At 65.0% G+C, this 22,178-nt stretch carries 18 protein-coding genes; 8 read left to right on the plus strand and 10 right to left on the minus strand.

The window, feature by feature from the left end; translation table 11 throughout:
• Positions 1-28: 28 nt before the first annotated feature.
• The 5 genes from AB4Y63_RS02190 (at position 29) to AB4Y63_RS02210 (ending at position 5,661) form a co-directional block, all read left to right on the plus strand.
• On the plus strand, positions 29-1,129 hold the full coding sequence (locus tag AB4Y63_RS02190; protein ID WP_441789403.1) for a substrate-binding domain-containing protein: 1,101 nt from the start codon (positions 29-31) through the stop codon (positions 1,127-1,129).
• Positions 1,130-1,206: 77 nt separating this feature from the next.
• Complete coding sequence (locus AB4Y63_RS02195) at positions 1,207-2,742, plus strand: sugar ABC transporter ATP-binding protein (protein WP_441789404.1); 1,536 nt, start codon at positions 1,207-1,209, stop codon at positions 2,740-2,742.
• Between the two features lie 55 nt (positions 2,743-2,797).
• Positions 2,798-3,811: an ABC transporter permease gene (locus AB4Y63_RS02200; protein ID WP_441789405.1), complete on the plus strand. Its 1,014-nt coding sequence runs from the start codon at positions 2,798-2,800 to the stop codon at positions 3,809-3,811.
• A complete protein-coding gene (gene mtnK / locus AB4Y63_RS02205) occupies positions 3,812-5,026 on the plus strand; it encodes an S-methyl-5-thioribose kinase (RefSeq protein WP_441789406.1) in 1,215 nt (404 codons plus the stop codon).
• Entirely contained in the window at positions 5,023-5,661 is a 639-nt protein-coding gene (locus AB4Y63_RS02210; protein ID WP_441789407.1) for a class II aldolase/adducin family protein, read from the plus strand. The genes mtnK and AB4Y63_RS02210 overlap by 4 nt, the downstream gene beginning before the upstream one ends.
• Before the next feature lie 70 nt (positions 5,662-5,731).
• Here AB4Y63_RS02210 and AB4Y63_RS02215 read toward each other — a convergent pair whose 3' ends face one another.
• From AB4Y63_RS02215 to AB4Y63_RS02225, 3 genes are all read right to left on the minus strand, one after another.
• A complete protein-coding gene (locus AB4Y63_RS02215; RefSeq protein ID WP_441789408.1) occupies positions 5,732-6,529 on the minus strand; it encodes a GNAT family N-acetyltransferase in 798 nt (265 codons plus the stop codon).
• Positions 6,412-6,765: an META domain-containing protein gene (locus AB4Y63_RS02220; protein WP_441789409.1), complete on the minus strand. Its 354-nt coding sequence runs from the start codon at positions 6,763-6,765 to the stop codon at positions 6,412-6,414. The genes AB4Y63_RS02215 and AB4Y63_RS02220 overlap by 118 nt, the downstream gene beginning before the upstream one ends.
• Positions 6,766-6,902: 137 nt before the next feature.
• A complete protein-coding gene (locus AB4Y63_RS02225) occupies positions 6,903-7,844 on the minus strand; it encodes a LysR family transcriptional regulator (RefSeq protein WP_441789410.1) in 942 nt (313 codons plus the stop codon).
• Between the two features lie 209 nt (positions 7,845-8,053).
• Here AB4Y63_RS02225 and AB4Y63_RS02230 point away from each other — a divergent pair, with 209 nt between their 5' ends.
• Positions 8,054-11,761: a proline dehydrogenase family protein gene (locus AB4Y63_RS02230; protein WP_441789411.1), complete on the plus strand. Its 3,708-nt coding sequence runs from the start codon at positions 8,054-8,056 to the stop codon at positions 11,759-11,761.
• Positions 11,762-11,859: 98 nt separating this feature from the next.
• Here the strand turns inward: AB4Y63_RS02230 and AB4Y63_RS02235 are convergent, their stop codons facing one another.
• From AB4Y63_RS02235 to AB4Y63_RS02245, 3 genes are all read right to left on the minus strand, one after another.
• A complete protein-coding gene (locus AB4Y63_RS02235; protein WP_441789412.1) occupies positions 11,860-12,240 on the minus strand; it encodes a GntR family transcriptional regulator in 381 nt (126 codons plus the stop codon).
• Positions 12,237-13,091: a dienelactone hydrolase family protein gene (locus AB4Y63_RS02240; protein WP_441789413.1), complete on the minus strand. Its 855-nt coding sequence runs from the start codon at positions 13,089-13,091 to the stop codon at positions 12,237-12,239. Before AB4Y63_RS02240 ends, AB4Y63_RS02235 begins: the two co-directional genes overlap by 4 nt.
• Before the next feature lie 132 nt (positions 13,092-13,223).
• The gene (locus AB4Y63_RS02245; protein WP_441789414.1) at positions 13,224-13,823 is read right to left on the minus strand and encodes a GNAT family N-acetyltransferase; all 600 of its coding nucleotides are present in this window, start codon (positions 13,821-13,823) and stop codon (positions 13,224-13,226) included.
• A 48-nt stretch (positions 13,824-13,871) separates the two neighbouring features.
• On the opposite strand from AB4Y63_RS02245, the gene AB4Y63_RS02250 reads away from it, so the two are divergent.
• Positions 13,872-14,645, plus strand: coding sequence for an ABC transporter permease (locus tag AB4Y63_RS02250; protein ID WP_441789415.1), 774 nt, complete (start codon positions 13,872-13,874; stop codon positions 14,643-14,645).
• Positions 14,646-14,769: 124 nt separating this feature from the next.
• Positions 14,770-16,251 (plus strand): purine-cytosine permease family protein, encoded by a 1,482-nt coding sequence (locus AB4Y63_RS02255; RefSeq protein ID WP_441789416.1) that lies wholly within the window; start codon positions 14,770-14,772, stop codon positions 16,249-16,251.
• Between the two features lie 93 nt (positions 16,252-16,344).
• Here the strand turns inward: AB4Y63_RS02255 and AB4Y63_RS02260 are convergent, their stop codons facing one another.
• The 4 genes from AB4Y63_RS02260 to AB4Y63_RS02275 form a co-directional block, all read right to left on the minus strand.
• Positions 16,345-16,830: a VOC family protein gene (locus AB4Y63_RS02260; RefSeq protein WP_441789417.1), complete on the minus strand. Its 486-nt coding sequence runs from the start codon at positions 16,828-16,830 to the stop codon at positions 16,345-16,347.
• A 59-nt stretch (positions 16,831-16,889) separates the two neighbouring features.
• The gene (locus AB4Y63_RS02265) at positions 16,890-18,548 is read right to left on the minus strand and encodes a thiamine pyrophosphate-binding protein (RefSeq protein WP_441789418.1); all 1,659 of its coding nucleotides are present in this window, start codon (positions 18,546-18,548) and stop codon (positions 16,890-16,892) included.
• Between the two features lie 253 nt (positions 18,549-18,801).
• A complete protein-coding gene (locus tag AB4Y63_RS02270) occupies positions 18,802-20,385 on the minus strand; it encodes a phytoene desaturase family protein (protein ID WP_441789419.1) in 1,584 nt (527 codons plus the stop codon).
• Positions 20,386-20,431: 46 nt separating this feature from the next.
• Positions 20,432-22,156 (minus strand): styrene monooxygenase/indole monooxygenase family protein, encoded by a 1,725-nt coding sequence (locus tag AB4Y63_RS02275; protein ID WP_441789420.1) that lies wholly within the window; start codon positions 22,154-22,156, stop codon positions 20,432-20,434.
• Between the last annotated feature and the right edge of the window lie 22 nt (positions 22,157-22,178).

Below are 22,178 nucleotides of genomic sequence, written 5' to 3' on the forward strand. Positions count from 1 at the left end.
ATCCCCACTCTAGAAAAGAGAATGAACAGTGAAGTTCAAAGCAATCCCACTGGTTGCCGTCGCGGCGTCCATGATTCTGCTCACCGGTTGCACGCAAGCTGCGGCTCCCGAGGAGCCGGCTGCTGCTGCACCTGTCGTGTCGGAAAACGATTTTGCTCTCCCCGACTCCAAGCCCGCCGGATTCAAGGACGGCCTGAAAATCGCCTTGGTACGCCAGTCAGGGGTGGGCGACTATTTTGAGCAGTGGGGCGGTGGATTCACCAAGCAGGTCAAAGCTGCCGGAGGAACCGTCGAGTTGTTCGACGCTCGGGGCGACAACGGCAAGCAGGTGACGCAGTTCACCGACGCGATCAACTCCAAGCCCGACGCGATCGTCGTCGACCACGGGTTGGCGGACTCCCTCAACCCGAAGATCGATGAGGCAATCGAAGCGGGGATCCCCGTCGTTGTCTACGATGTTGCGATCGCCAACGAGAAGGCCTTGTACATTTCGCAGGATGATGAATCCCTCGCCGGCAAGATTCTCGACCAGATCAAGACGGACAACGCCGACGGCGGCAACATTGCATACGTAAACGTCTCGGGCATTGCACCGCTTGATACCCGCGACGGCGTCTACAAGACGTTCCTCACCGACAACCCCACTTTCAAAGAGGTCGCTCACTTCGGAAAATACAGTGAGTCCGCTGCGGCAGACACGGCGACCGAAGGCGCGGCGGCGCTGAGCTCGGCCCCAGACACCACGATTGTGTTCGCTGCTTATGACGAACTGGCGAAAGGCGCTCTCATCGCGCTGCGCCAGAACAACATGCTTGACAAGGTCAACGTGTACGGAGTCGACGTCTCGACTGCCGACATTGGTCTGATGACGGAGGCCGGCAGCCCCTGGAGGGCAACCGCGGCCACCGACCCGGCGAACGTCGGAGCCATCGTTGCCCGGGCAGCCGTTGCTGCGGGTGCCGGCGTCGACATGCCGTCCAAGATGGCGATCCCGGCCGCGCTCATCACGCAGCAGCTGCTCCGCGACAAGAACGTCACGAACATGGACGAACTCCGCGTCGCTCTTCCCGAGCTGAGCACACCCGGCATCCTCGGGGCGTCCTGGATCCCAGAGATCACCATCGGCTAATCACGAGGAGAGGCGGTCGCGCAGATCGCGGCCGTCTCATCTCGTCCATCCAATTTCTGCAACGGGACGCGAGCGTCATGGAACATGCACTGAAACTGACGAGCATCGTCAAGGATTTTGGCCCGAACCGCGTCTTGCGCGGCGTGGGCTTTGCGGTACGAAAAGGGGAGATCTACTCCCTGATGGGGGCAAACGGAGCGGGTAAGTCCACTCTGATCCGGGTGCTTTCCGGCGCGCACCGAGCCGACAACGGCCAGATAGAGATCAACGGAACGGTCGTTGAAATCAACGATCCGTTGTCGGCTCAGCGGCTGGGAATTGGGACGGTTCAACAGAACCCGAACGACGGGGTCGTGCTTGACATGACGGTGGCCGAGAATCTGGCCCTCGACACCTTCGTCGACGCTCGAAACGGACTTCTGGTCAGCCGCAAGAAGACTGAAGCGCGCGCGCGGGAGATCGCGAGCCGACTGGGTCTCGACGTCACGCCGGAATTTCTGCGCACACCAGTGCGGGACCTGGGGGTGTCAGAGAGACAGCTTCTGGTGATTGCCAGAGCGTTGTCGCGTCGTCCGGAGATCCTGGTGCTCGACGAGCCGACATCCGCGCTGTCGGGCGACGAAGTGGCTCGCCTGTTCGGACTCGTTCGCGAACTGGTGAAGGAAGGGATGTCCGTTCTATTCGTCACCCATAAGCTCGCCGAGATCGCTGAGCTGGCTGACCGGGTGGGGGTTTTGCGCGATGGCGAGATGCGCGGTGAGTTCTCGAAGAACTCCGACGGCGGGTTCGAGTGGTCTGAAGTGCTCACCGAACTCTTCGACAAGACCCCGTCGGAGCTCACCCACGAAGAACTCCCCGGTGGCGAGGTGGCCCTCACTCTCACGGGGGCCCAGGTCTTCGCGGACTCGGAGCCCTTTGACCTGGAACTGCGCACCGGCGAGGTGACGGCTCTGCTTGGTCTTCTCGGCAGTGGGAAGTCTGAGCTGTTGGAGTGGGTTTTCGGCGCTCAGACGATTGTCGGCGGGGTCATTGAACTCAACGGAACGCCGATCGCGGCCCGGCATCCTGCCGAGGCGATCGCCCGAGGGGTGTACCTCATTCCTGAGTCACGACACGAACAGTCGATCGTTGCCGAATGGTCGATCGACACGATTATGACTCTGCCCTTCCTGCGCAGTTTCTCCCCGCTGATCGTCATGGACCGTGCGGCGGAACGCGACGCTGCACAGCGGATGATCGATCGCATCGGCATCGTCACTGCCGGGCCGACGAAGGAGATCGAGACGCTCTCCGGAGGAAACCAGCAGAAGGTCGTCATCGGACGGTGGTTGCTGGGCGCTCCCCAGCTGCTTTTGCTCGATGAACCGTTCAGGGGTGTTGACATCAATGCACGGCACGACATCGCCGCAACGATCCGAGACGTCACCGCGCTCGCACCTGTCCTCGTCGCGACTTCTGACATCGATGAGGCGCTGGAAGTGGCCGACCGCATCCTTGTCTTCCATTCCGGCCGAGTCGTCGCCGATATGCGCCTGTCCGAGGCTACCCGAGAACGAATCGTCGACGCGATGAGCGCCGTCACACACTCCCATCACGCGTATTCCTCGTCATAGCCGACGAATGAATGTGCCCGCTCCATCCACAGAACTTTCAAGAAAGTAGGACCCGGTGACCGCTGACCTCATACGCACCCCGCGGACGTACCAATTCACAGACTTCCTCGTTCGCTACGGCGTGCTCGCGATGGCGCTCACTCTGATCATCGGGTTTTCATTCGTCATTCCGGGCTTTGCCAGCTTGACCACGGCATCCGCCATTCTTCAGGCGCAGGCGGTCGCGGCGATCGCCGCCTTGGGGATGACCCTCGCTGCGGTCGTCGGCGACCTTGACCTCTCTGTTGGGGCGACTGCAGGCCTCTCCGTGACGGTGGCAGCGATGGTGATGATCCGCTTCAATCTCACCGGTGTGACGGCGATCGTCTGCTGTCTGCTGGCTGGGGCGGCTGTCGGATGCCTGAACGCCGTCTTGATCGTGGTGTTGAAGATCCCGGACCTCCTGGCCACCCTCGGCGTCATGTTCACCATTCAGGGTCTGAAGAAATGGTTGGTCGATGGGCAGACCCTCACCACCGGCATGACCCTGCCGAATGGGGAGAAGATGCCAGGCAAGTTCACCGACGACTTCAGCGCCATTGATGGCTCAAAACTGTTCGGTATCCCCCTCTCGGTCATTGTTCTCATCGTTGTGGCGATTCTGGTCTGGGTCTTTCTGGAACGCACTCGCTTCGGTCGCCTGTTTTATGCTGTCGGTGGGAATCCGGTGGCGGCTCGACTCGCTGGTGCACGGGTCAACCGCTATCGATTCGCGGCGTACACGATCTCAGGCGTACTCGCCTCCATCGCCGGGATCATCCTGGCCTCCCGTCTTCGACAGGGTGATGTGACAGCCGGTGACTCGGTGTTGCTCGATGCCGTGGCCATGACCCTGATCGGTTTCGCCGTTCTCGGCGCGAGGAAGCCGAATGCGCTCGGCACGGTGGTGGGGGCCGTCTTCATCGGCGTGCTGCTCTACGGCCTGACCAGGCTCGGGTTGAGCTACTTCACCCAGGACCTCATCAAGGGCCTCGTCTTGCTTCTCTCGTTGGTACTTTCATTCTCACTGTCGCGGAAGAGGGTCAGATAAATGGTTGGAACTATGCTCACGAGCGAGACCATCGGCGGGTACATCGGTGGCCAGCCGGCACTGCGACACCTCGTTGATGTCGAGAGCCTCACTGTCGACGAAGTGGGCGACGGTAACCTCAATTTGGTCTTCATCTGTCGGGATGGCGATGGTCGGGCGCTCGTGCTGAAACAGTCCCTCCCGTACGTGCGGCTGGTTGGGCCTGAATGGCCGATGACCGAGGATCGCGCCGCGCGCGAGGCGCACTCGCTGAGGGTTCACGGTGCGCTCGCACCGGAATGGGTCTGTGCTCTGGTCGATTACAACGATGATCAGCACGTGCTCGTTCTCGAAGACTTGACGGACCATGAGGTACTGCGCTCGCGCTTGAACAGGGGTGGATCACATTCCGGCGCTTTCGAGCCGATGGGACGCCTTGTCGCACGGATTCTCGCTGGGACGTCCTGGCTCGCGCTGGGCGAAGAAGGGTTTCGGATTCAGGCGGGCGAGGCCGTCAATACTCAGCTCTGCTTGATCAGCGAGGAACTCATCTTCACTGAGCCGTATCTGGGCGGCACGCGCAATAGTGTGCGTTCGATTGTCGACGGCCAACTTGAGGCGCTCCGGCAGGATGCCGAGTGGGTGGCCGGCGCGATGCGCATGAAGCGCCGATTCCTGACCGTGCAAGAAGCCCTGATCCATGGTGATCTGCACACCGGGAGCATGTTCATCCGTGGCGAAGCCGGGGCACAAGACTTCTCGGTCAAGGCCTTCGATTCAGAGTTCGCCTTCTACGGTCCTATCGGCTTCGATCTGGGACTTCTGTGGGGAAACATTTTAGCCGCGGCAGCTCGAGCTGCCGCGCGGGGGGAGATCGAGCGCGCGGTCTCCGTGCTGGATGAGGTCGAACTCGTCTGGCGCGCGTTCGAGGATGAACTTCGATCGGCGTGGCCCGCTCGCCAGAAGCCCGAGCAATACACCGACGCTTTCCTGGAGTCGTGGCTCGACGACATCCGTGACGATGCATGGGGGTTCGCGGGTTGTGAGGCGGCCCGTCGGGTGATCGGCCTCGCCAAGGTCAGCGATATCGAGACGCTCGATGACGAAGAGTACGTTCGCGGCGTCGAGATCATGCTCGGAATCGGGCGGTCCTGGCTGGTGCACCGGTCCCGTCGAGGCTTCGACTTCTACCGAGACGAGTTCGCTGAGCTTCTGCTCCCCGTGGCTTCGCGATGATTCGGCAGATTTCGGGCGAGTGGCATGAGCTGATCGAACAGCTCGGTGAAGTGGGCCGACAGAGTGTTCGCAACGGTCTCGCGATTGCCAGCGGGGGAAACTTTTCGGCGCGTCACGCGGAGTCGGGTGAGTTCATCGTCACAGGGACAGGGGCGTTCCTCGACCGTCTGACACCGGCTCACTTTGCGCTGATGAGTGAAGATGGCGAGCAGCTCGGTGGGAACGCCCCGTCGAGCGAATGGAAATTGCATCACGAGGTATACCGGCGCCGGCCGGACGCCCGTGTCGTGCTACATCTTCATCCTGAAGCCTGCGTGAGCGTTGACGCGCTCGGGTATCCGATCCGGCAGTTGACCCTCGATCACGTCGCGTACATTCCGCGTATTGAACGGATTCCCTTCTATCCGAATGGTTCAGTGGAGCTGGCGGTGGAATCGGCGAAGGCAATGACTGACGCTGACTGCGTCGTTCTGGGCAATCACGGCTGTTCCGTGTTGGGGGACACGGTCGATGACGCGTTCAGAAAGGTGAATAACCTTGAGCAGGCTGCGCGCATGACCCACATGCTGTTGGCGTTGGGCGATGCGTCGACCGAGTTTCCCCAGGAACTTCGCCGAACAGCAGTGCATCGCTAGAACCTACTGACCTGGGGCTTGGCAGGGTCGTCCACCGGTTCGTTCGACCGAAGGCCGCCCGCCCGACGCGCTAGACCGCCGCGTCAGTTCGAATCCCGAAGAGCGGACCCTCCGGAGTGCTCGATGCCAGCTCCGTGAAGCCGAGCCGGCGGTAGAACGCAATCGCCGCGGCGTTGGTCGGTGCGACTCCAAGGTGCACCGCCCCGACGCCGCGCTCGCGCAGCGCGGCGAGAATTGTTCGGATCAGTTCCCGGCCGAAGCCCTGCCCCTGCAGCGAAGGCAGCAGGTTGATGTGCAGGTGGGCCGGAAACTCGTCGAGCTCGGCGATGAGCATGTTCTCGGGGCGATAGCCGCGGTCGGTCATCTCCTCGGCGACGCTCAGCACGGAGCCCATCGGTTCGGTGCCCTGCTGGCCGGTGCCCGACTGCCCAGCCGCCACCGGGCGCGGGTGACGTTCGGCAAATCCGGGCAGCCATTCGGCGCGGTAGCGCTCAATGAACCGTCGGGTGTCGGCGGTGGCGACGACGTAGCCCTCGACCCCGCGGCCGGTGTCGACGACGAACGACAGCTCGGGTTCAAGTGCGAGGTACGGCCCGACGTAGATCTCAGCGACGACCGTGTCGTCGAGGTAGACACCGGTGGCATCGGTGCCGGCATTGCCGGTGAGCAGGCAGACGCGGTAGGCATCCGCTCGATCCTCAGCACGGGCGAGACGGATGCGGCCGGCTGGCCGGTTCGGTGAGGTGACGACTACTCGCTGCGTTCGAGGGTGCCGATTGTGTTGTTGTCGGCGTCGTGGAGCGTCATCGTTCCGCCGTTCACCGTGCCGGTGGTGGCGAGGTTCAACCAGGTGTCGACGCCTTCGCACGCCATCATGGTCGAGGCGAGTTCGCTGAACTCGACGGTGTCGCCGTCTTGAGTCCAGGTGCCCATCAGGCGGTTGCAGCCGTCAGTGCCGCTCAGTGCACCGCCCTCGGCCAGGTCGAGCGACGGCTCGCCCTGTACGTCGATCTTGCCCCAGGAACCCGTCGCATCGTCACCGGCGCCTCCGGCGTTCGTGGCGCAGCCGCTCAGCGCGAAAGCGAGGGCTGCAATGGCGGTCAAGCTTAAAACTTTGCGCATGTGAAGGATCCCCAATCGAAGTGACGGCCAGCCGTGCGGATGGCCCGCAGCGACTCACAATCAGTCATGTTCGTTGTAACTTACACCGGGCATCTGGCCGATGTCTCGCGCCGCGACGCCTACGCGCCGGCGACGGCCGGTGCGGCCACCCGGGCCACCGCATCCGCCAGCGCCGCACGTACGGCGAGAACGCCGGGGCGGTCCGCGCTCGAACGCCGCGCCGAGGTGAAGACCGTGCGCTCCGGGCGACCCGGCAGATCGACCAGGTGCACGCTCGGCCGGGCACCGGCCCAGACCAGGTCGGGCAGGATGCCGACGGCATTGCCCGATTCGATCAGCCGGATGTGAGCGATCAGGTCGGCGGTCTCGAAGCGCACGTCTGGCTCGAAGCCGGCCGACCGGCACAGCTGCATCGCCCAGTGCCTGGAGGCGGTGTCGGCCGGCTCCATCACCCAGGGAAGAGTTGCCGCGTCGGTGAGGGAGGTGACCGGGCGGGACGTGTGAGCGGGCGTCTCCGGCCGAGTCGCCGCGGGCGAGACGGCGAGCCGGAGCGCATCCATCGCCAGTGGAACGCGGTCGAGATCGGGCCGAAGCTGACGCGTGGTGCCGGGGTATTGCTCGGCGATGACCAGGTCGAAGTCGCGGGCCGAGACCTCGAACAGGCCCAGCTCCGGCTCGCGCTCGGTGATTTCGACGCGCAGATCGGGGTAGTCGGTGGCGAGCAGGGTGAGTGCCTGCGGAATGACGGCGTGCGCGGCCGATTGGAAGACGGCGACGCGCACGGTTCCCGACACGGTGGTGAGGGACGCCGTCACCTCGGCTTCGGCGAGTTCGAGTCGCTCGAGCACGAGCGCGGTGTGCGCCACGAGGATCTCGGCCTGCGGAGTGAGCTGCACGCGCCGACCGACCTTCTGCAGCAGCGGAACGCCGACCTCTTTCTCGAGCAGGGCGAGCTGCTGCGAGACGGCCGAGGGGCTGYAGGCGAGGGCGTCGGCGACGCCGGCGAGCGTGCCCCGGATCTTGAGTTCGCGCAGCAGGCGCAACCGTCGCACATCAAGCATCGTCGCTCGCTTTCTTGCCGCACGGGGCGCGGCCTCCTGGTCGGATGCGACGCTGTGACCAGCGCCGTGACATCCATCAATTCTGCTAACCATTATCGTTCAGAAAGATTCGCTTTTGCTTCATGAATGGGAGCGTCAGACTGAGATCAGCACCGCCCTACCCGCTGCCTCAGAGCAGACTCAGCGAACGAAAGACTAACCTCGTGACCATGACCAATCCCACTGTCCCCGCCCAGAAAGACCTTGCTACCGAGGTCGTTGCCCTGGTGCAGAAGTGGCTCGCTGAGAGCGCTGAGATTCCTGCCGACGCCTCGGCCGAGCGGCTGGCCGGCGTGCTCAAAGACCCGAACGGCCTCGACTTCACGGTCGGCTTCGTCGACGGTGTGATGCGCCCCGAAGACGTGATGGTCGCGGGCTACAACCTGCAGCAGGTCGCGAAGAAGGCCCCCGCCTTCCTTCCCTCCTATATGCGCGGAGCCATCGGCCTCGGCGGAGTGATGGGGCCCGTGCTGCCCTGGGTGGTCATCCCCGCCGCACGCACCGTGCTGCGCCAGATGGTCGGTCACCTCGTCGTCGACGCCACCCCCGACAAGCTCGGCCCCGCGATCGCGAAGCTGCGCGAGGGCGGCAACCGTCTGAACATCAACCTGCTCGGCGAAGCCGTGCTCGGCGAGAAAGAGGCTCTGCGACGCCTCGAAGGCACCCGCGCCCTGCTCGCCCGCAACGACGTCGACTACGTCTCGATCAAGGTCTCGTCCATCGCCAGCCAGCTGTCGATGTGGTCATTTGACGAGGCCGTCGACCGCGTCGTCGAGCGACTGACCCCGCTCTACCGCCTGGCTGCCGCGGCATCGACGCCCAAGTTCATCAACCTCGACATGGAGGAGTACCGCGACCTCGACCTCACCATCGCGGTGTTCGAGCGCATCCTCGACCAGGACGGCCTCGCCGGCCTCGAGGCCGGCATCGTGCTGCAGGCCTACCTGCCCGACGCCCTCGGCGCCCTGCAGGGCCTGACCGAGTGGGCGAAGAAGCGACGTGCAGCCGGTGGAGCGCCGATCAAGGTGCGCATCGTCAAGGGCGCGAACCTCGCCATGGAGCACGTCGACTCGGCCGTTCACGACTGGCCGCTGGCGACCTACTCGACCAAGCAAGATAGCGACACCAACTACAAGCGCGTTCTCAACTGGGCATTCACCCCCGAGAACACGGATGCCGTCAAGATCGGCGTCGCCGGCCACAACCTCTTCGACGTGGCCTACGCCCACCTGCTCTCCGTGCGCCGTGGCGTGGCCGACCGGGTCGAGTTCGAGATGCTGCTCGGCATGGCGACCAGTCAGGCCGAAGCGGTGCGCCGCGACGTCGGACGCCTGCTGCTCTACACGCCGGTCGTCAACCCGGCCGAGTTCGATGTGGCGATCAGCTACTTGATTCGTCGTCTCGAAGAGAACGCGAGCCAAGAGAACTTCATGTCGGCGGTGTTCGAGTTGACCAGCACGCCGGCCCTGTTCCAGCGCGAGAAGAAGCGCTTCCTGGCTTCGCTCGAGGAGCTGGACGCCGACACCATCACCGTTCCCGTCGCGCACCGCACCCAGAACCGGGCGCTGGAAACCGAGCTCGAGCGGGCGGCGCGGGCCGAAGCCGCTGAATCGGGCCGGGCGACGGACGCCGCTGCCATTTCCGCAGCGGACGACGCGCTCTCCTTCACGCAGCCACGTGCCCGCGAGGAAGACCCGCAGCTCACCAACGCCGTGCTCGGGCTGACCCGCGGGTCGCTCGGTACCGGAGCGCTCGATGCCGAATCGCTGGACGCTGGGGCCGCCGAGGCCGACGTGGCAGACGCCGCCGCCGCTCACGCATCCGGATTCCACAACGCACCGGACACCGACCCGTCGCTGCCGGCGAACCGGGCCTGGGGGCGCGCCATCCTGGCTCGCGTCGAGAAAAGCACGCTGGGGCTGGACACTATCGCCGCCGCGCGGATCGATGAGGCAGTCCACCTCGATGCGGTGATTGCCACCGTCGTCACCGCCGGAACCGCCTGGGGCCAGAAGAGCGGCGCCGAGCGGGCCCGCGTGCTGCACCGCGCCGGCGAGGCGCTCGCGCGCAACCGCGACCGGTTGATCGAAGTGATGGCCGCCGAGACCGGCAAGACCATCGCCGAAGCCGACCCCGAGATCAGCGAAGCCATCGACTTCGCGCACTACTACGCCGAGCGGGCCAAGGACCTCGACGCCGTGCAGGGTGCCATCTTCGTTCCGTCGACGCTGACCGTCGTCACCCCGCCCTGGAACTTCCCGGTCGCCATCCCCGCCGGCTCAGTGCTGTCGGCGCTCGCCGCGGGCTCCGGTGTCGTCATCAAGCCGGCCAAGCTCGCGCAGCGGTCCGGTGCGATCATGGTCGAGGCGCTCTGGGAGGCGGGAGTTCCGCGCGAGCTGCTCGCCCTCGTCGACCTCGGCAACCGCGACCTCGGCACCCAGTTGATCTCGCACCCCGCCGTCGACCGCGTCATCCTGACCGGTGGCTACGAGACGGCCCAGCTGTTCCGCTCCTTCCGCAATGACCTGCCGCTCCTGGCCGAGACCAGCGGTAAGAACGCCATCATCGTCACGCCGAGCGCCGACCTCGACCTCGCCGCCGCCGATGTGATCAAGAGCGCGTTCGGTCACGCCGGCCAGAAGTGCTCGGCCGCTAGCCTCGTGATCTTGGTCGGTTCGGTCGCGAAGTCCGAGCGGTTTGTGCGTCAGCTGGTGGATGCCGCGACCTCGATGCACGTCGGCTACCCGTCCGACCCGGCGACCCAGATGGGTCCGATCATCGAGCCGGCGAACGGCAAGCTGCTGCACGCGCTCACCTCGCTGGGCGTCGACGAGAAGTGGCTCGTCGAGCCGCGCCAGCTCGATGACAGCGGCAAGCTCTGGTCGCCCGGCATCCGCACCGGTGTCGCCCCCGGCTCGTACTTTCACCTCACCGAGTTCTTCGGCCCCGTGCTCGGAATCATGCACGCGAAGACGCTCGAGGAAGCCATCCGTTTTCAGAACGCCGTCGACTACGGGCTGACCGCTGGGCTGCAGTCGCTCGACTCCGACGAGCTCGCCGAATGGCTCGACACCGTCGAGGCCGGAAACCTCTACATCAACCGCGGCATCACCGGCGCCATCGTGGAGCGCCAGCCGTTCGGCGGCTGGAAGCGCTCCTCGGTCGGTGCCGGTACGAAGGCCGGCGGGCCGAACTACCTCTTCGGTCTCGGCAGCTGGGTCACCGACCCCGGCAAGAACAGCTCGACGCTGCACCTGCGCGGACTTGAGCAGCGCGTGACCGACGTGATCGAGGCCTCGCAGAGCTCCCTCGACTACACCGACTTCGACATCCTGCGCCGTTCAGCCCTGAGCGACGCGATCGCCTGGCGCAACGAGTTCAGCACCATTAAGGATGTCTCGGCGGTCGGCCTCGAGCGCAACCTGTTCCGCTACCTGCCGCTGCCGGTGACGGTGCGCCTCGCGGAGGACGGCTCACTCGGCGAGCTCCTGCGCGTGATTGCGGCGGCCACGCTCTCGCAGTCGAAGTTCGTGGTGTCGAGCGCAGTAGAGATTCCGGCGAAGGTGCGCAACCTGCTCGACGGCCGGGACGTTCCGGTGCGCGTCGAAAGCGACGCCGACTGGCTGAAGCGTGCCGCGCGCGGCGGCATCACCACCAGCCGGGTGCGCCTCGTCGGCGGCGACCAGCTCGACGGCGCTGCGGCCGCGGCCACCGCGCTGCTCACGGCCCTCGGCGGCAGCCCCGACATCGCGGTCTACTCGCACCCGGTCACGCAGGCCGGACGGGTCGAGGTGCTGCCGTTCCTGCGCGAGCAGGCGATCTCGATCACCGCTCACCGTTTCGGAAACCCGAGCACGCTCTCCGAGGGTGTGATCTAGCCCGGCACCCTCCGTTGACACACATGGCCCCCTGAATCGAATTCAGGGGGCCATGTGCGGCAATTCGCGAGTAGAAAACGGCGCTCGGTTCGGGCGGACTAGCGGATCCCGAGAGCGGCCGCGGCCAGGGCGAGTGCCTCGGCCGGGTCGACGCCGAGCGTCCTGATGCGGTCGGCGTACGCGGCCGCGGCCAGCTGCGCCTGCCGGTGCGTCGAATCACCGCTGGCCGAGACGAACGATCCGTTGCGGCCGCGCGTCTCGATCACCTCGTCTTGCTCGAGCGCGCGGTAGGCCTTGGCCACGGTGTTCGCGGCGAGCCCGAGGTGCTCGGCCAGGCCGCGCACTGTGGGCAGCTTGTCACCGGCGGCCAGCCGCCCTGATTGCACCCCGGCCAGGATCTGGGTGCGCAATTGCTCGGAGGCAGGGGTCGGCGACTGCGGATCGAACGTGACGAAAGAGGCATCCATCGTGGTGATCATTCTGTAACGACGCTGATGCGTTCCTTGAGAAACTCCACCACGCGATCGCGGGCGGCGATCGTCGGGTGGCCGGGCACCTCGCGCACCTCGTTGGTGAGCAGCGAGTGCGCCCCGGCCCCGAAGCCGGCCGCGTTGCCGGGGGAGGAGTCGAGTTCAATGACCTCGAAGGCGTCGCCGAGCCGTGCGCGCAAGGTGTCGAAGCGCGCGCGCGGGGAGGTGGCATCTTCGCTGAAACGCAGTCCGAGCACGCACAGGTTGTCGTTCTTCACGCGGTCGGCGATGCGGTTGAGTTCGGCCTCGCTGACCCCGGGATCGGATTTGCGGGCCCGGCCGAGCGGGAGCGGGACTGACGGCTGGCTGACCACGGGAGCCAGCACGACTTCATCCACTGCCGTCGCCAAGGCGAAGCCGCCGGTGAAGCACATGCCGATCACGCCGACGCCGGGCCCGGGAGTGCGGGAGGCGAGATCGGTGGCGACGGCACGCAGGTAGGCCGTGATCGGGCGCTCGGCGTTCATCGCAAAGGCGCGGAACTCGGCCGAGACGCAGAGGCGGGTGATCACCTGGGCGATGTAGCCGGGGGTGCCGAGTTTGCCGGGAGTGCCGAACGGGGAGGGGACGACGACGGTGAAACCGTTGGCAATGAGATGCTCGGCGAGGGCGAGGACTTCGGGGGTGATCCCCGGGATCTCGGGAATGAGAACAACTCCCGGCCCGCTGCCCTTTTCGAAGCAGTCATGGGTGAGGCCAGCCGCGGTGAACGGCGCGCGGCTCCAGCCGGTGAGATCAGACCGGGGAGGCGTGCCGCCCGGTGCGCTCTGATCGGTGGCGGATGCGGCGCTGTCGGTCATGGGAGTCCTGTCGGGTGTCGTGAAACAGCAATGTCGTGAACAGCAAGATCTCGAATTCACCAGTGTTGCAGCGAATGCGCAGATCGAGGGAGGAATCGCACTGAAATTCGAACCCCCCGTTCTGGTTGCGGGCTATGCCCGATCGGTGCGCAGCATCGACATGCCGATGGCGTCGATACGCTGACCGTCGAAGATCAGGGCATCGCGACGGCGGCCTTCCAGGGTGAAACCGGCGCGTTCGTACACGTGCTGTGCGCGCGGGTTGAACGCGTACACCTCGAGTTCGATTCGGTGCAGGGCGGTTGCAGCGAACGCATGATCGAGCAGAAGCGCTGTGGCCTCCGAGCCGAGGCCCCGATCGCGGCCGGCCGGGCCGATCAGGATGCGGAAATTGCAGCTCGCGTTCTCGGGCTCCCACTCGTTGAGCACGACTTCGCCCACGCAATCGCCCGTGCTGTTGTCGACAATGGCGAGATCGAGCCGGTCGGTCTGGTCGTTGCGGGAGAGATACCAGGCGCGAGTCGCATCATCGAGAGCGATGTCGTCGGTTCCGGAGTCGGCACTGGAGGCCTCGGCCCCCGCGGTCGTGTTGACGCTGCCGGTCAGCCGACGCACGTCGGGGTCGGCCAGAATGCGCGCCATTGCCGCAAGATCGGCGGGCTCAAAAGGGCGGAGGGTGACGCGCGAACCGACCAGAGTCGGCTTGATGCTGAAGTCTGCGGCAGGATTCATCCGATCAGCCTAGCCACGGGCCCGGGCGCGCTGAGTAGTCTCAAACCTATGACGTGGCCGGCCGAACTGTTCGCGCAGCTCGGCGCGCTCCTGCCGACCCTGCTCGGGCTGGTGCTCCTCGTCGCCGTCACCGTGTCGGTGCTGCGCGGCTACCGCACGCCGAACCCGTTCGCGCCGGCTTGGGCGCTCGTCCGCGGCATCCTGCAGCTCGGCGCGATCAGCCTGGTCCTGACCGGCGTGATTTCCAGCCCGCTCTGGGTGGCGGTCGGCTTGGTCGTGATGTTCGTGGCGGCGGTCGGCACCGTCACCCGGCGCATCGGATGGTCCTGGCCGCACCTCGGTGGTGTCGCCGCCGCGATGGGGCTCGGTATCGCCGTCACCCTGACGATTGTGTTCGCCACCGGGGCGATCGACTTCACCCCGCGCTACGTGCTGGCCTACGGCGGAATCGTGATCGGCAACGCCATGTCGATCGCGACCATCGCCGGGCGCCGCTTCGGCGAATCGGTCGGTGAGCAGTGGGACGAGGTCGAGGGCTGGCTCGCGCTCGGCGCGACCCCGCGCCAGTCGACGCGCTTGCTGGCATCGAGAGCCATCCACTTCGCGATGATCCCATCGACCGATCAGACAAAGACCACCGGCCTGGTCACTTTGCCCGGGGCTTTCGTCGGGGCGATTTTCGGTGGGGCTTCGCCGCTCGAAGCCGGACGGTTTCAGATTGTCGTGCTCGCCGGCATCCTGTGTGCCGGGTCGATTGCGGCCGTCGCCCTGATCCACGTTCTGTCACCGGTCGCGCAGAAGCCGGTCGCGGTCGCGAACTGACGGCTGCGTATTGCGTAATCGTTACGCTCGAAAAATATGCGTGACAAAGCGTACGTTCACTGCTAGCTTGCAGCCGAAGGATAGATCGATATCCTCTACAGATTTCAATGGCGAAAGGTAGACAATGGCTGGCAGTTCATCCGCACCGGGAGGTTCCTTCTCCGCGAGCGTCGAAGACCACGCGCTCACACCCGTTCCGCTTTCCGAGCGAAAATCAGGCTGGGGGCTGATGACGAACACGGCCGGCATCGCCTCGACTCTTGTTCAGATCGCAATCGCTGCGGCAGTGACGATGATCGCCGGCGTCGGCTGGGGCATCCTGGCTGGTGTCATCGTCGCAGTCTTCGGTGGCACGCTGGGCTGGTTCGTCGGACATGTGGCCTACGTGTCCGGCACCTCGAGCACCGTCACGGCGCGACACTACGGGCTCGGCCGTCGAGGGTCTGTTCTCGCTTCGCTTGTCTTCGCGTTCATGATCCTCGGCTTCCTGGCGCTGGAGAACGCACTCCTCTACTACGGCACGCTTTTCATGTTCGGCTGGGAGCCGACGCTGTGGAACGCGGTGCTGATCTACGGCGTTCTCACCGTCGGCTGGATCGTGCTGACCATCTACGGGATGAAGGCAGTGCAGCGCACGTCAACAATTCTGCTGATCGGCTTCGTTGCGCTCACCGTCGCGATGGCTGTCTTCGCCGTGATCGGATCGCCGATGTCGCTCGGCGACATCTTCAGCGCCGGGCCGCTTGACCCGACCGGCGACCCGGTGGCCAACTTCGGCCTGGTGATCTCGATGCTGGCCGGCAGCGCCGGAGCCCTGGCGCTCGTTGATGCCGACTACGCACGCTACGCGCGGTCCACGAAGGATGTCGGGATTCTCGCGATCGGCGGCTCGATCATGATTGACGTCGTCGTCGTCATCCTCGGTGCGGTCATTGTTCACGCCAGCAGCAATTCAGTGACGGCCTTCCTCACCGACAACCCCGCGGCAGCGCAGTCGCAGGTCGGCGACACCATTCAGGACAAGATCTCCTGGATGATCGCCAACAACACCGGCGCCTACTTCATCATCCTGTTCGGTGTTCTCGGGTTCATCCTCATGTACGTCGCGCAGGTCAAGGCTCAGGTTCTGAACACCTACTCCGGCTCGCTCTCACTCTCGAACCTCTTCGAAAGCGTCACGGGCAAGAACCCGGGCCGGCTCTCGATGGTGATTCTCGGAAACGTGATCGCGTTGCTCATGATCGCCGGGAACATTCTGGGCTTCCTCGGAAGCTTCCTCGGCATCCTCGGTGTGACGACGACGGCGCTCGCCACCGTGATCATCGCGGACTTCTTCATCGTCAGGAAGCGGCGCCCCGCCGTCGCCTCCGAGATGGAATCGGTCAACTGGGCCGGTGTGATCTCCGTCATCGTCGGTTCAGTGGCGGGGTCTGTGCTCTCCGAGACCGGCGTCACACCGCTCGGCTTCGTGGTCAGCCTGGTCATCGTTCTCGTGCTCTACCCGCTGCTTCGCATGACGGTCCTTCCCCCGCGGCGCTCGGCGGTCCAGGCGGATGCCGGCGACCGCCAGTCGGCAGCTGAGCGGGTTCCAGAACCCCGCGGCTAAACCACAAATACGGCCGAGAGGAGTTCTCCTCTCGGCCGTATTTTTTTTGGCAACCGGGATGCGTGTCGCCCCGGCCGGCACTCACCTCAGCTGCTATCCGGCCCACATCTGCGAATACGGGTGTGAGCACAGTTCGATGACTGTTCCCCACGGGTCTTCACAATAAACAACGGAGTACCCGCGGTCGGCGTTGATGATGACTGGCTCAGAACGTTGCCGACCGCCCTTCTCAACAATGCGCGCGATGGTCTCGGCGAAGGCAGGTGCTGTCAGCGCGAGGTGATAGATCCCGGTTTTCCAAAACTCGAAGTTGTTCTCTCGCGCAGAGGTTTCCGGTGAGGCGAAGGTGAAGAGTTCCAGACCCATGCCGTCCGGCCAGGTGAGGTGGGCGAAGGAGAAGCTCGTGAAGCCCACGCCGTAGATCGCCGACGCAGCACGGCCCAGAGGGCTGTCATCCTCGAGAACCTCGATCGGCCCGGCCACGAGGTACATGCCGAAGGTGTCCTGATACCAGGACACAGCCTTGTCGAGATCGGGAACCGTCACCCCGACATGGGAGAACGCTGTGGGATGGATCACGGAATGTTCCTTTCGCAGTGCGTACTGGTGGTGAGGTTCGATGCTGTGTGGGAGTGGGCTCAGTGGCCGGCAAACGCTTCGGCCAGCCACCAGGCGCCGCCGTCGCTGGCGATTTTTGCGTCGATCACGAGCGGAGCTGAGGGGGAGGAGCGCAGCCACGCTTCGACCTCAGACAGGTCTTCGATGCCGCGCACCGTGATGCCGGCGGCGCCGAAACCGCGGGCGATCGCCGCGATGTCGACATCCGGAAAACTGACGGTGTCGAGGTCGACGCTGTTGTCGCCCTGGTCGAAGTGGTGCACCTCGGCGCCGTACGCCGCATCGTTGTAAACGATCACCACGAGCGGAAAACCGAGGCGCACCGCGGTTTCGAGTTCCGAGATCCCCATCAGAAATCCGCCATCGCCGGTGCCGAGAACCGGCAGTCGATCGGGTCGGGCCAGTGCCGCGCCGATCGCCGTGTGAAGTCCGAGGCCGATCGATTGGAATGCCTGGGTGAAGCAGAAGCCAAACTCATCGGGAACCGACAGGTGCGTCGCCGGATAACCCATGAAGTTGCCGGAATCGACCGAGACGATGCGCTCGGCCGGCAGGATGCGATCGAGTTCGATCGTGAGTAGTCGGGGATCGATTGAGTGAGGAGTGGACAGATCGTCGACGGGTACATCCCGCCACCGGGACGATTCGGCAATGAGCGCTGAGACCGCGGGGGTGCGGAACTTGGCAGTGGGGGTCGCCTCGAGCGCACGGACCGCCGCGAGTACCTCTCGGGCCGTGGCGCCGGTGTCTCCGCGCACGCCCAGGTCGATTGCGCGGTTGGCGCCGAGGGCATCGTCGTCAAGATCAACCTGAACGAGAACGGTGTCGGCCCCAATGAGCTTGCCGTGCCGCATCGTCCACATGTTGAGCGTGCAGCCCCAGCCGATGATGAGGTCGGCCTCGCTGATCAAAGCGGCTGTCGTCGGTGAGGAGAACCCTCCCGAGATGCCCAGCGAGAACTCGTCATCGACGAACAGTCCACTGGCGACGGCGGATGTTGCCACCAGCGCACCGGTCTGCGCGGCCAGTTCCTGGAGTTGCGCCCCCGCATGGCGCGCGCCTCGCCCGGCAACGAAAACGGGCTTCTGGGCGTCCCGGAGGAGGAGGGTCAGCGCGTGAACCGCTTCGTCGGTGGGGCGCATCAGCTGCGCGGCCGGCAGCGGCGTTACCGCGGCGGGAGTTTCCGTTGGAGCGGGCCGCGCCTGGATATCAATGGGAAGGCTCAGTACCACGGTCTGCCTGTCGTTGACGGCCCGACGGTAGGCGCGCACCGTATCGGCGACCGCACTCTCCGCGGAGTGAACGCGTTCGACAGCGGCACCCACGCTGCGTGCCAAGGCATCCTGGTCGATTCGAAAATTCGCTCGAACCGCGGCGGCCGGCGAGTCGGCGGTGAGCACGATCATCGGCGTGCGACTCTTCGCTGCCTCGGCGATCCCGGTGATGGCATTGGACAGGCCGCAACCCTGGTGGGTGCTGACAATGCTGAGTCGACCTGACATTCGGGAGTAGGCGTCGGCCATTGTGGCGGCGCCACCCTCATGCCGGGCCGCGGTGTAGGGAACGCCGTGCTGACGCAGGGTATTCGTGACAGTGAAGTTCCCGCTCCCCACGACCCCGAAGACGTGTCCCACGCCAAGCTGCGCGAGAGTGCGCCCCACAAGTTCTGCAACGTTCATGCTCGTTCCACCTTCATCTCATGCATGAATCGACCCCGTCGACAAGAACGTTGGCGACCTGGTTGGTGCGCTCAAGCACCCCGCCAGACATCTCCACCTCGCCGGTCGGCGTGCGGAGACACGGGCGATTCGTGCCGTAACGAGAAACTGAGTCGTCGATGAGTGCGATCCCAACAATTTCTAATATATAGACTCTGTGACGTTCGTCAAGGTTCTGTCACAAATTGGTGTGATCCTCGGTGAGAGGGCGAGCTCAGCGGGCACGCGAACGCACGAGCGACTGGGCGACGAGGTGGCCGGAGCCGGCACCGAGCCCGGGGCCGGGGTGGGTGGATGACCCGATATGCCACAGTCCCGCAACCGAGGTGCGGTGCCGAGCGGCGCTCCGCAGCGGGCGCCAGAGGAGGTTCTGATCGAGCTCCGCCGAACCGCCGTATGGGTCGCCCTCAACTGCGTTCGGGTTCGCCGCCTCCAGATCGACCGGGGAGATCACGTCGATGCCGAGCATGCTCGCACGCAGTCCGGGGGCGAACTGCTCGAGCCGCGCCAGAGCGCGCTCTGCATAGGCGCGGGCAAGCTCCGGCGTCCAGCCGCCGGTGGTGTCGAGTGTGCCTCCGGCATCACCGACCGGCGTGTACGGCACTTCCTGGAGCTGGAGCCAGAGCGTTGCCGCTCCCTCAGGCGCTCGCGCCGGGTCGAGCAGGTACTGCTGGCCGACGACGATCGTCGGAGCGCTGGGCAGGAGGCCGGCCTCGGCCTGGGCGCATGCAATCCCCGTACTCGACGCCCCATCGCTGACGTGAATCAGCGGGACCTCGCCCAGGCGGGCGTCAGTCCACGCCGGCGGGCGGTCCAGGGCGACGTGAATCTGCATTGCACCTCGGCCGTAGCGATACCGCTGAGCCTGGTCACGCACGTCCGGCTTCACCGCGGTGTCGGGCAGGAGCGTGTCGTACAGCGCTTGCGGAGTGACGCTGGCAATGACCGCCTGCGAAGCAAGAACCACTTCACCTGCCACGCGCACACCGACGGCTTTGCCGTTCCTCACGATGATMTGATCGACTGCCGCTCCGAGCCGGGTCTGCACGCCGTGTTCGGCGAACAGCCGGGAGAACGCGCCGATGAAGTTAGCGGCACCACCCTGCACAACGGGGAGCCCAAAGTTGTGCATTGTCATGGCCATGACCGGAAACATAAGCCCGCCGCTGGCGTGATCGGGGCTGAGCCCGGCGTGCAGCAACCACGGCGACCACAGCTGGTCGGCCTCGCGTCCGATGAAGGCGCCGCGGACATAGGAACGGCCACTCGTCACTGCATCGCGCACGAACGCTTCGCTGCCGGAGATCTTCTCCCGTCGCAGCAGTTTCAGGCCGAGTTTCACCAGCGCCGCAGAGCGCAGTTCGGCGCCGAGGGCCCCGAAGACGACATCCGCTCGCCCGCCGAGTTCGGCCAGCATTTTTCGGTAGGCCACCTTGTCAGCATCGTGCTCAAACCCGGCGACGGTGCGCTCGACATCTCGATAGGCGATCGACACCTGGCCCCCGTCGGAGATGCTTGCCGTCACCGCGTCGTCGGTGTTGCAGTACTCAAGTCCGTGACGGTGCAGCTCCGCGCCGAGCACGCCGTAGCCGGCGCTGGCGACGAAAAGCGGATGCCACGAGGAATAGGTGTCATGGATGTAGCCGGGAACGGTGCGCTCGCCCGACGCGATGAAGCCGCCAATGCTCTCGTTCCGCTCGATCACCATCACCGAGCGTCCGGCCAGGGCGAGCTCCGCCGCCGCGACGAGTCCGTTGACCCCCGATCCGATAATGACAAATTCAACAGTGCTCGACATGACGTTTCCTCCTTGAAACCGTTCTCACCGGCGCGCGCCCACTCACTCAGAAGTCGGGGTGGGTTGCCGTTGCATGATACGCGCCGCCGTGAAAGACGAGTGGATCCCCGCCGGGGGCGGCGTAGGATTCGACCTCGCCAATGTAGATCTCGTGGTCCCCCGAGGTGTATCGGGCAACCGTGCGGCACTCGAAAGTTGCGACGGTTCCCTCCAAGATTGGTATCCCGCCGATTCCATTCCTCGTGAGCACGCCGGCAAATTTGTCATCCGAGGGCGTGGCGAACTGTCGCGAGAGCACATGCTGCCCTGACGAGAGGAGGTTCACCGCGAAATGTGTCGATTCGGCGAAGGCACCCAGGCTCGGTGCCCGACTGCTGGGGCACCACAGCACCAGCGGCGGGTCCATCGACACCGAGGTGAAGGAGTTCGCGGTGATCCCCACCTTGCGCCCATCGGCTCCCCGCGTCGTCACCACGGTAACGCCTGTTGCGAACTGGCCGAGTGCGCTTCGGAAGTCGCGCAGGTCGAACGTGGAGGTGTCCTCAGCCGCCATCTGCTCGGTGAACTCTGCTGCCTCTGCCGCGTCGTACCACCAGGGAAAGAGCGTGCGTGGATCGTCGAAACCGCTGGCGATGGCGCCCGCCAGAGCCGGATGCTGCTCGGCCGCCCGCAGGAGGTTGATCTGGTGTTCCTTCAGCGGCTTGAGCATTGAGTTGGTCCAGGTGACTGACCATTGTGCCCACCCCCGCCAGAATTCGTCGAAGGTGCGCTTCATCCATTCCTGGTCAAATGGCTTGTCACCCTGCCTGACAATTGCGTCATGGTAGTAGCGGGCGGCCATCGTCGCATTGTTGGAGCCTTGCCCCGTGAGCGGGTCATTGAGCACCACCGCATCCCCGAGGCCGAAGACGTGGCGACCGGACGGCAGGGTTCCGACGGCGTGCCGCACCGTCGGCGTAATCCATCCGCGTAGCGTTCCTCCGTCATCGGTGAGCTGCGCATGAGTGAATCGCGCCGCCTCGTCCGGAAAGTGCTCTGCGAGGATCTCCAGGGACTTCTGCAGGTGTTCCGCCGGGGAAGCCACGCTGGTCCAGCAGTCCATCGGCCCGTCGGGAACCCCTTCGAAGACCATCATCTGGCAGAGCCCGCTCGTCGTGATGCCGGGGAAGGTGAAGAATTCGCCGACGCCCGGCTTGATGGTCATCCGGATGCCGGGCTCGGCATCCGGTTCCACCCCGTTGACGTAGGTCAGCGCGAGAGCGCGCTGCGGTTTGTCGAAGGGAGATCGCGACCGATCGGTGGTGAAGATCTGGCCAAGCTCGCCCTTGCCCGTTGAGACAACGACCAAATCGTGCACGCGGGTGAGTTCTTCCAACCTCCCCACCGTCACTTTTTCGATGAGGAGGGTGCCGCCTTCGGAAACGAAGTCGGTGATCCACACACTGCATTTCACTCGTTGATCGACCGAGCGCGCCGGCGAGTCCAGAGGGGAGGACCACGCCAGTGGCTCCGCGCCAGCGAGGGTCAGCGAGATGCGTTCCAGCTGCACCTCCGGGCTGCCCGGATCGACCGGGGTGACTGAGGAGATCTCCAGGGGCGCCTGAACCGCCAACGCTCCCGAGAAGACGCACTGGCTCGACATGACGTTGCCGGTGAGGATCTCGGCTGGATCGCGGTCTGAAATCAAGGTCACCGCGTAGCCGTTCCGGTGAAGCTCGAGGGCAAGCTGCACCCCGGATTCCCCAGCACCCACAATTGCGATCGTGTGCATTGCGTTTCTACTCTCGATCGGC

It is taken from the genome of Leifsonia sp. YAF41 (assembly GCF_052113185.1).
In the GTDB taxonomy this organism is placed as follows: domain Bacteria; phylum Actinomycetota; class Actinomycetes; order Actinomycetales; family Microbacteriaceae; genus Cryobacterium.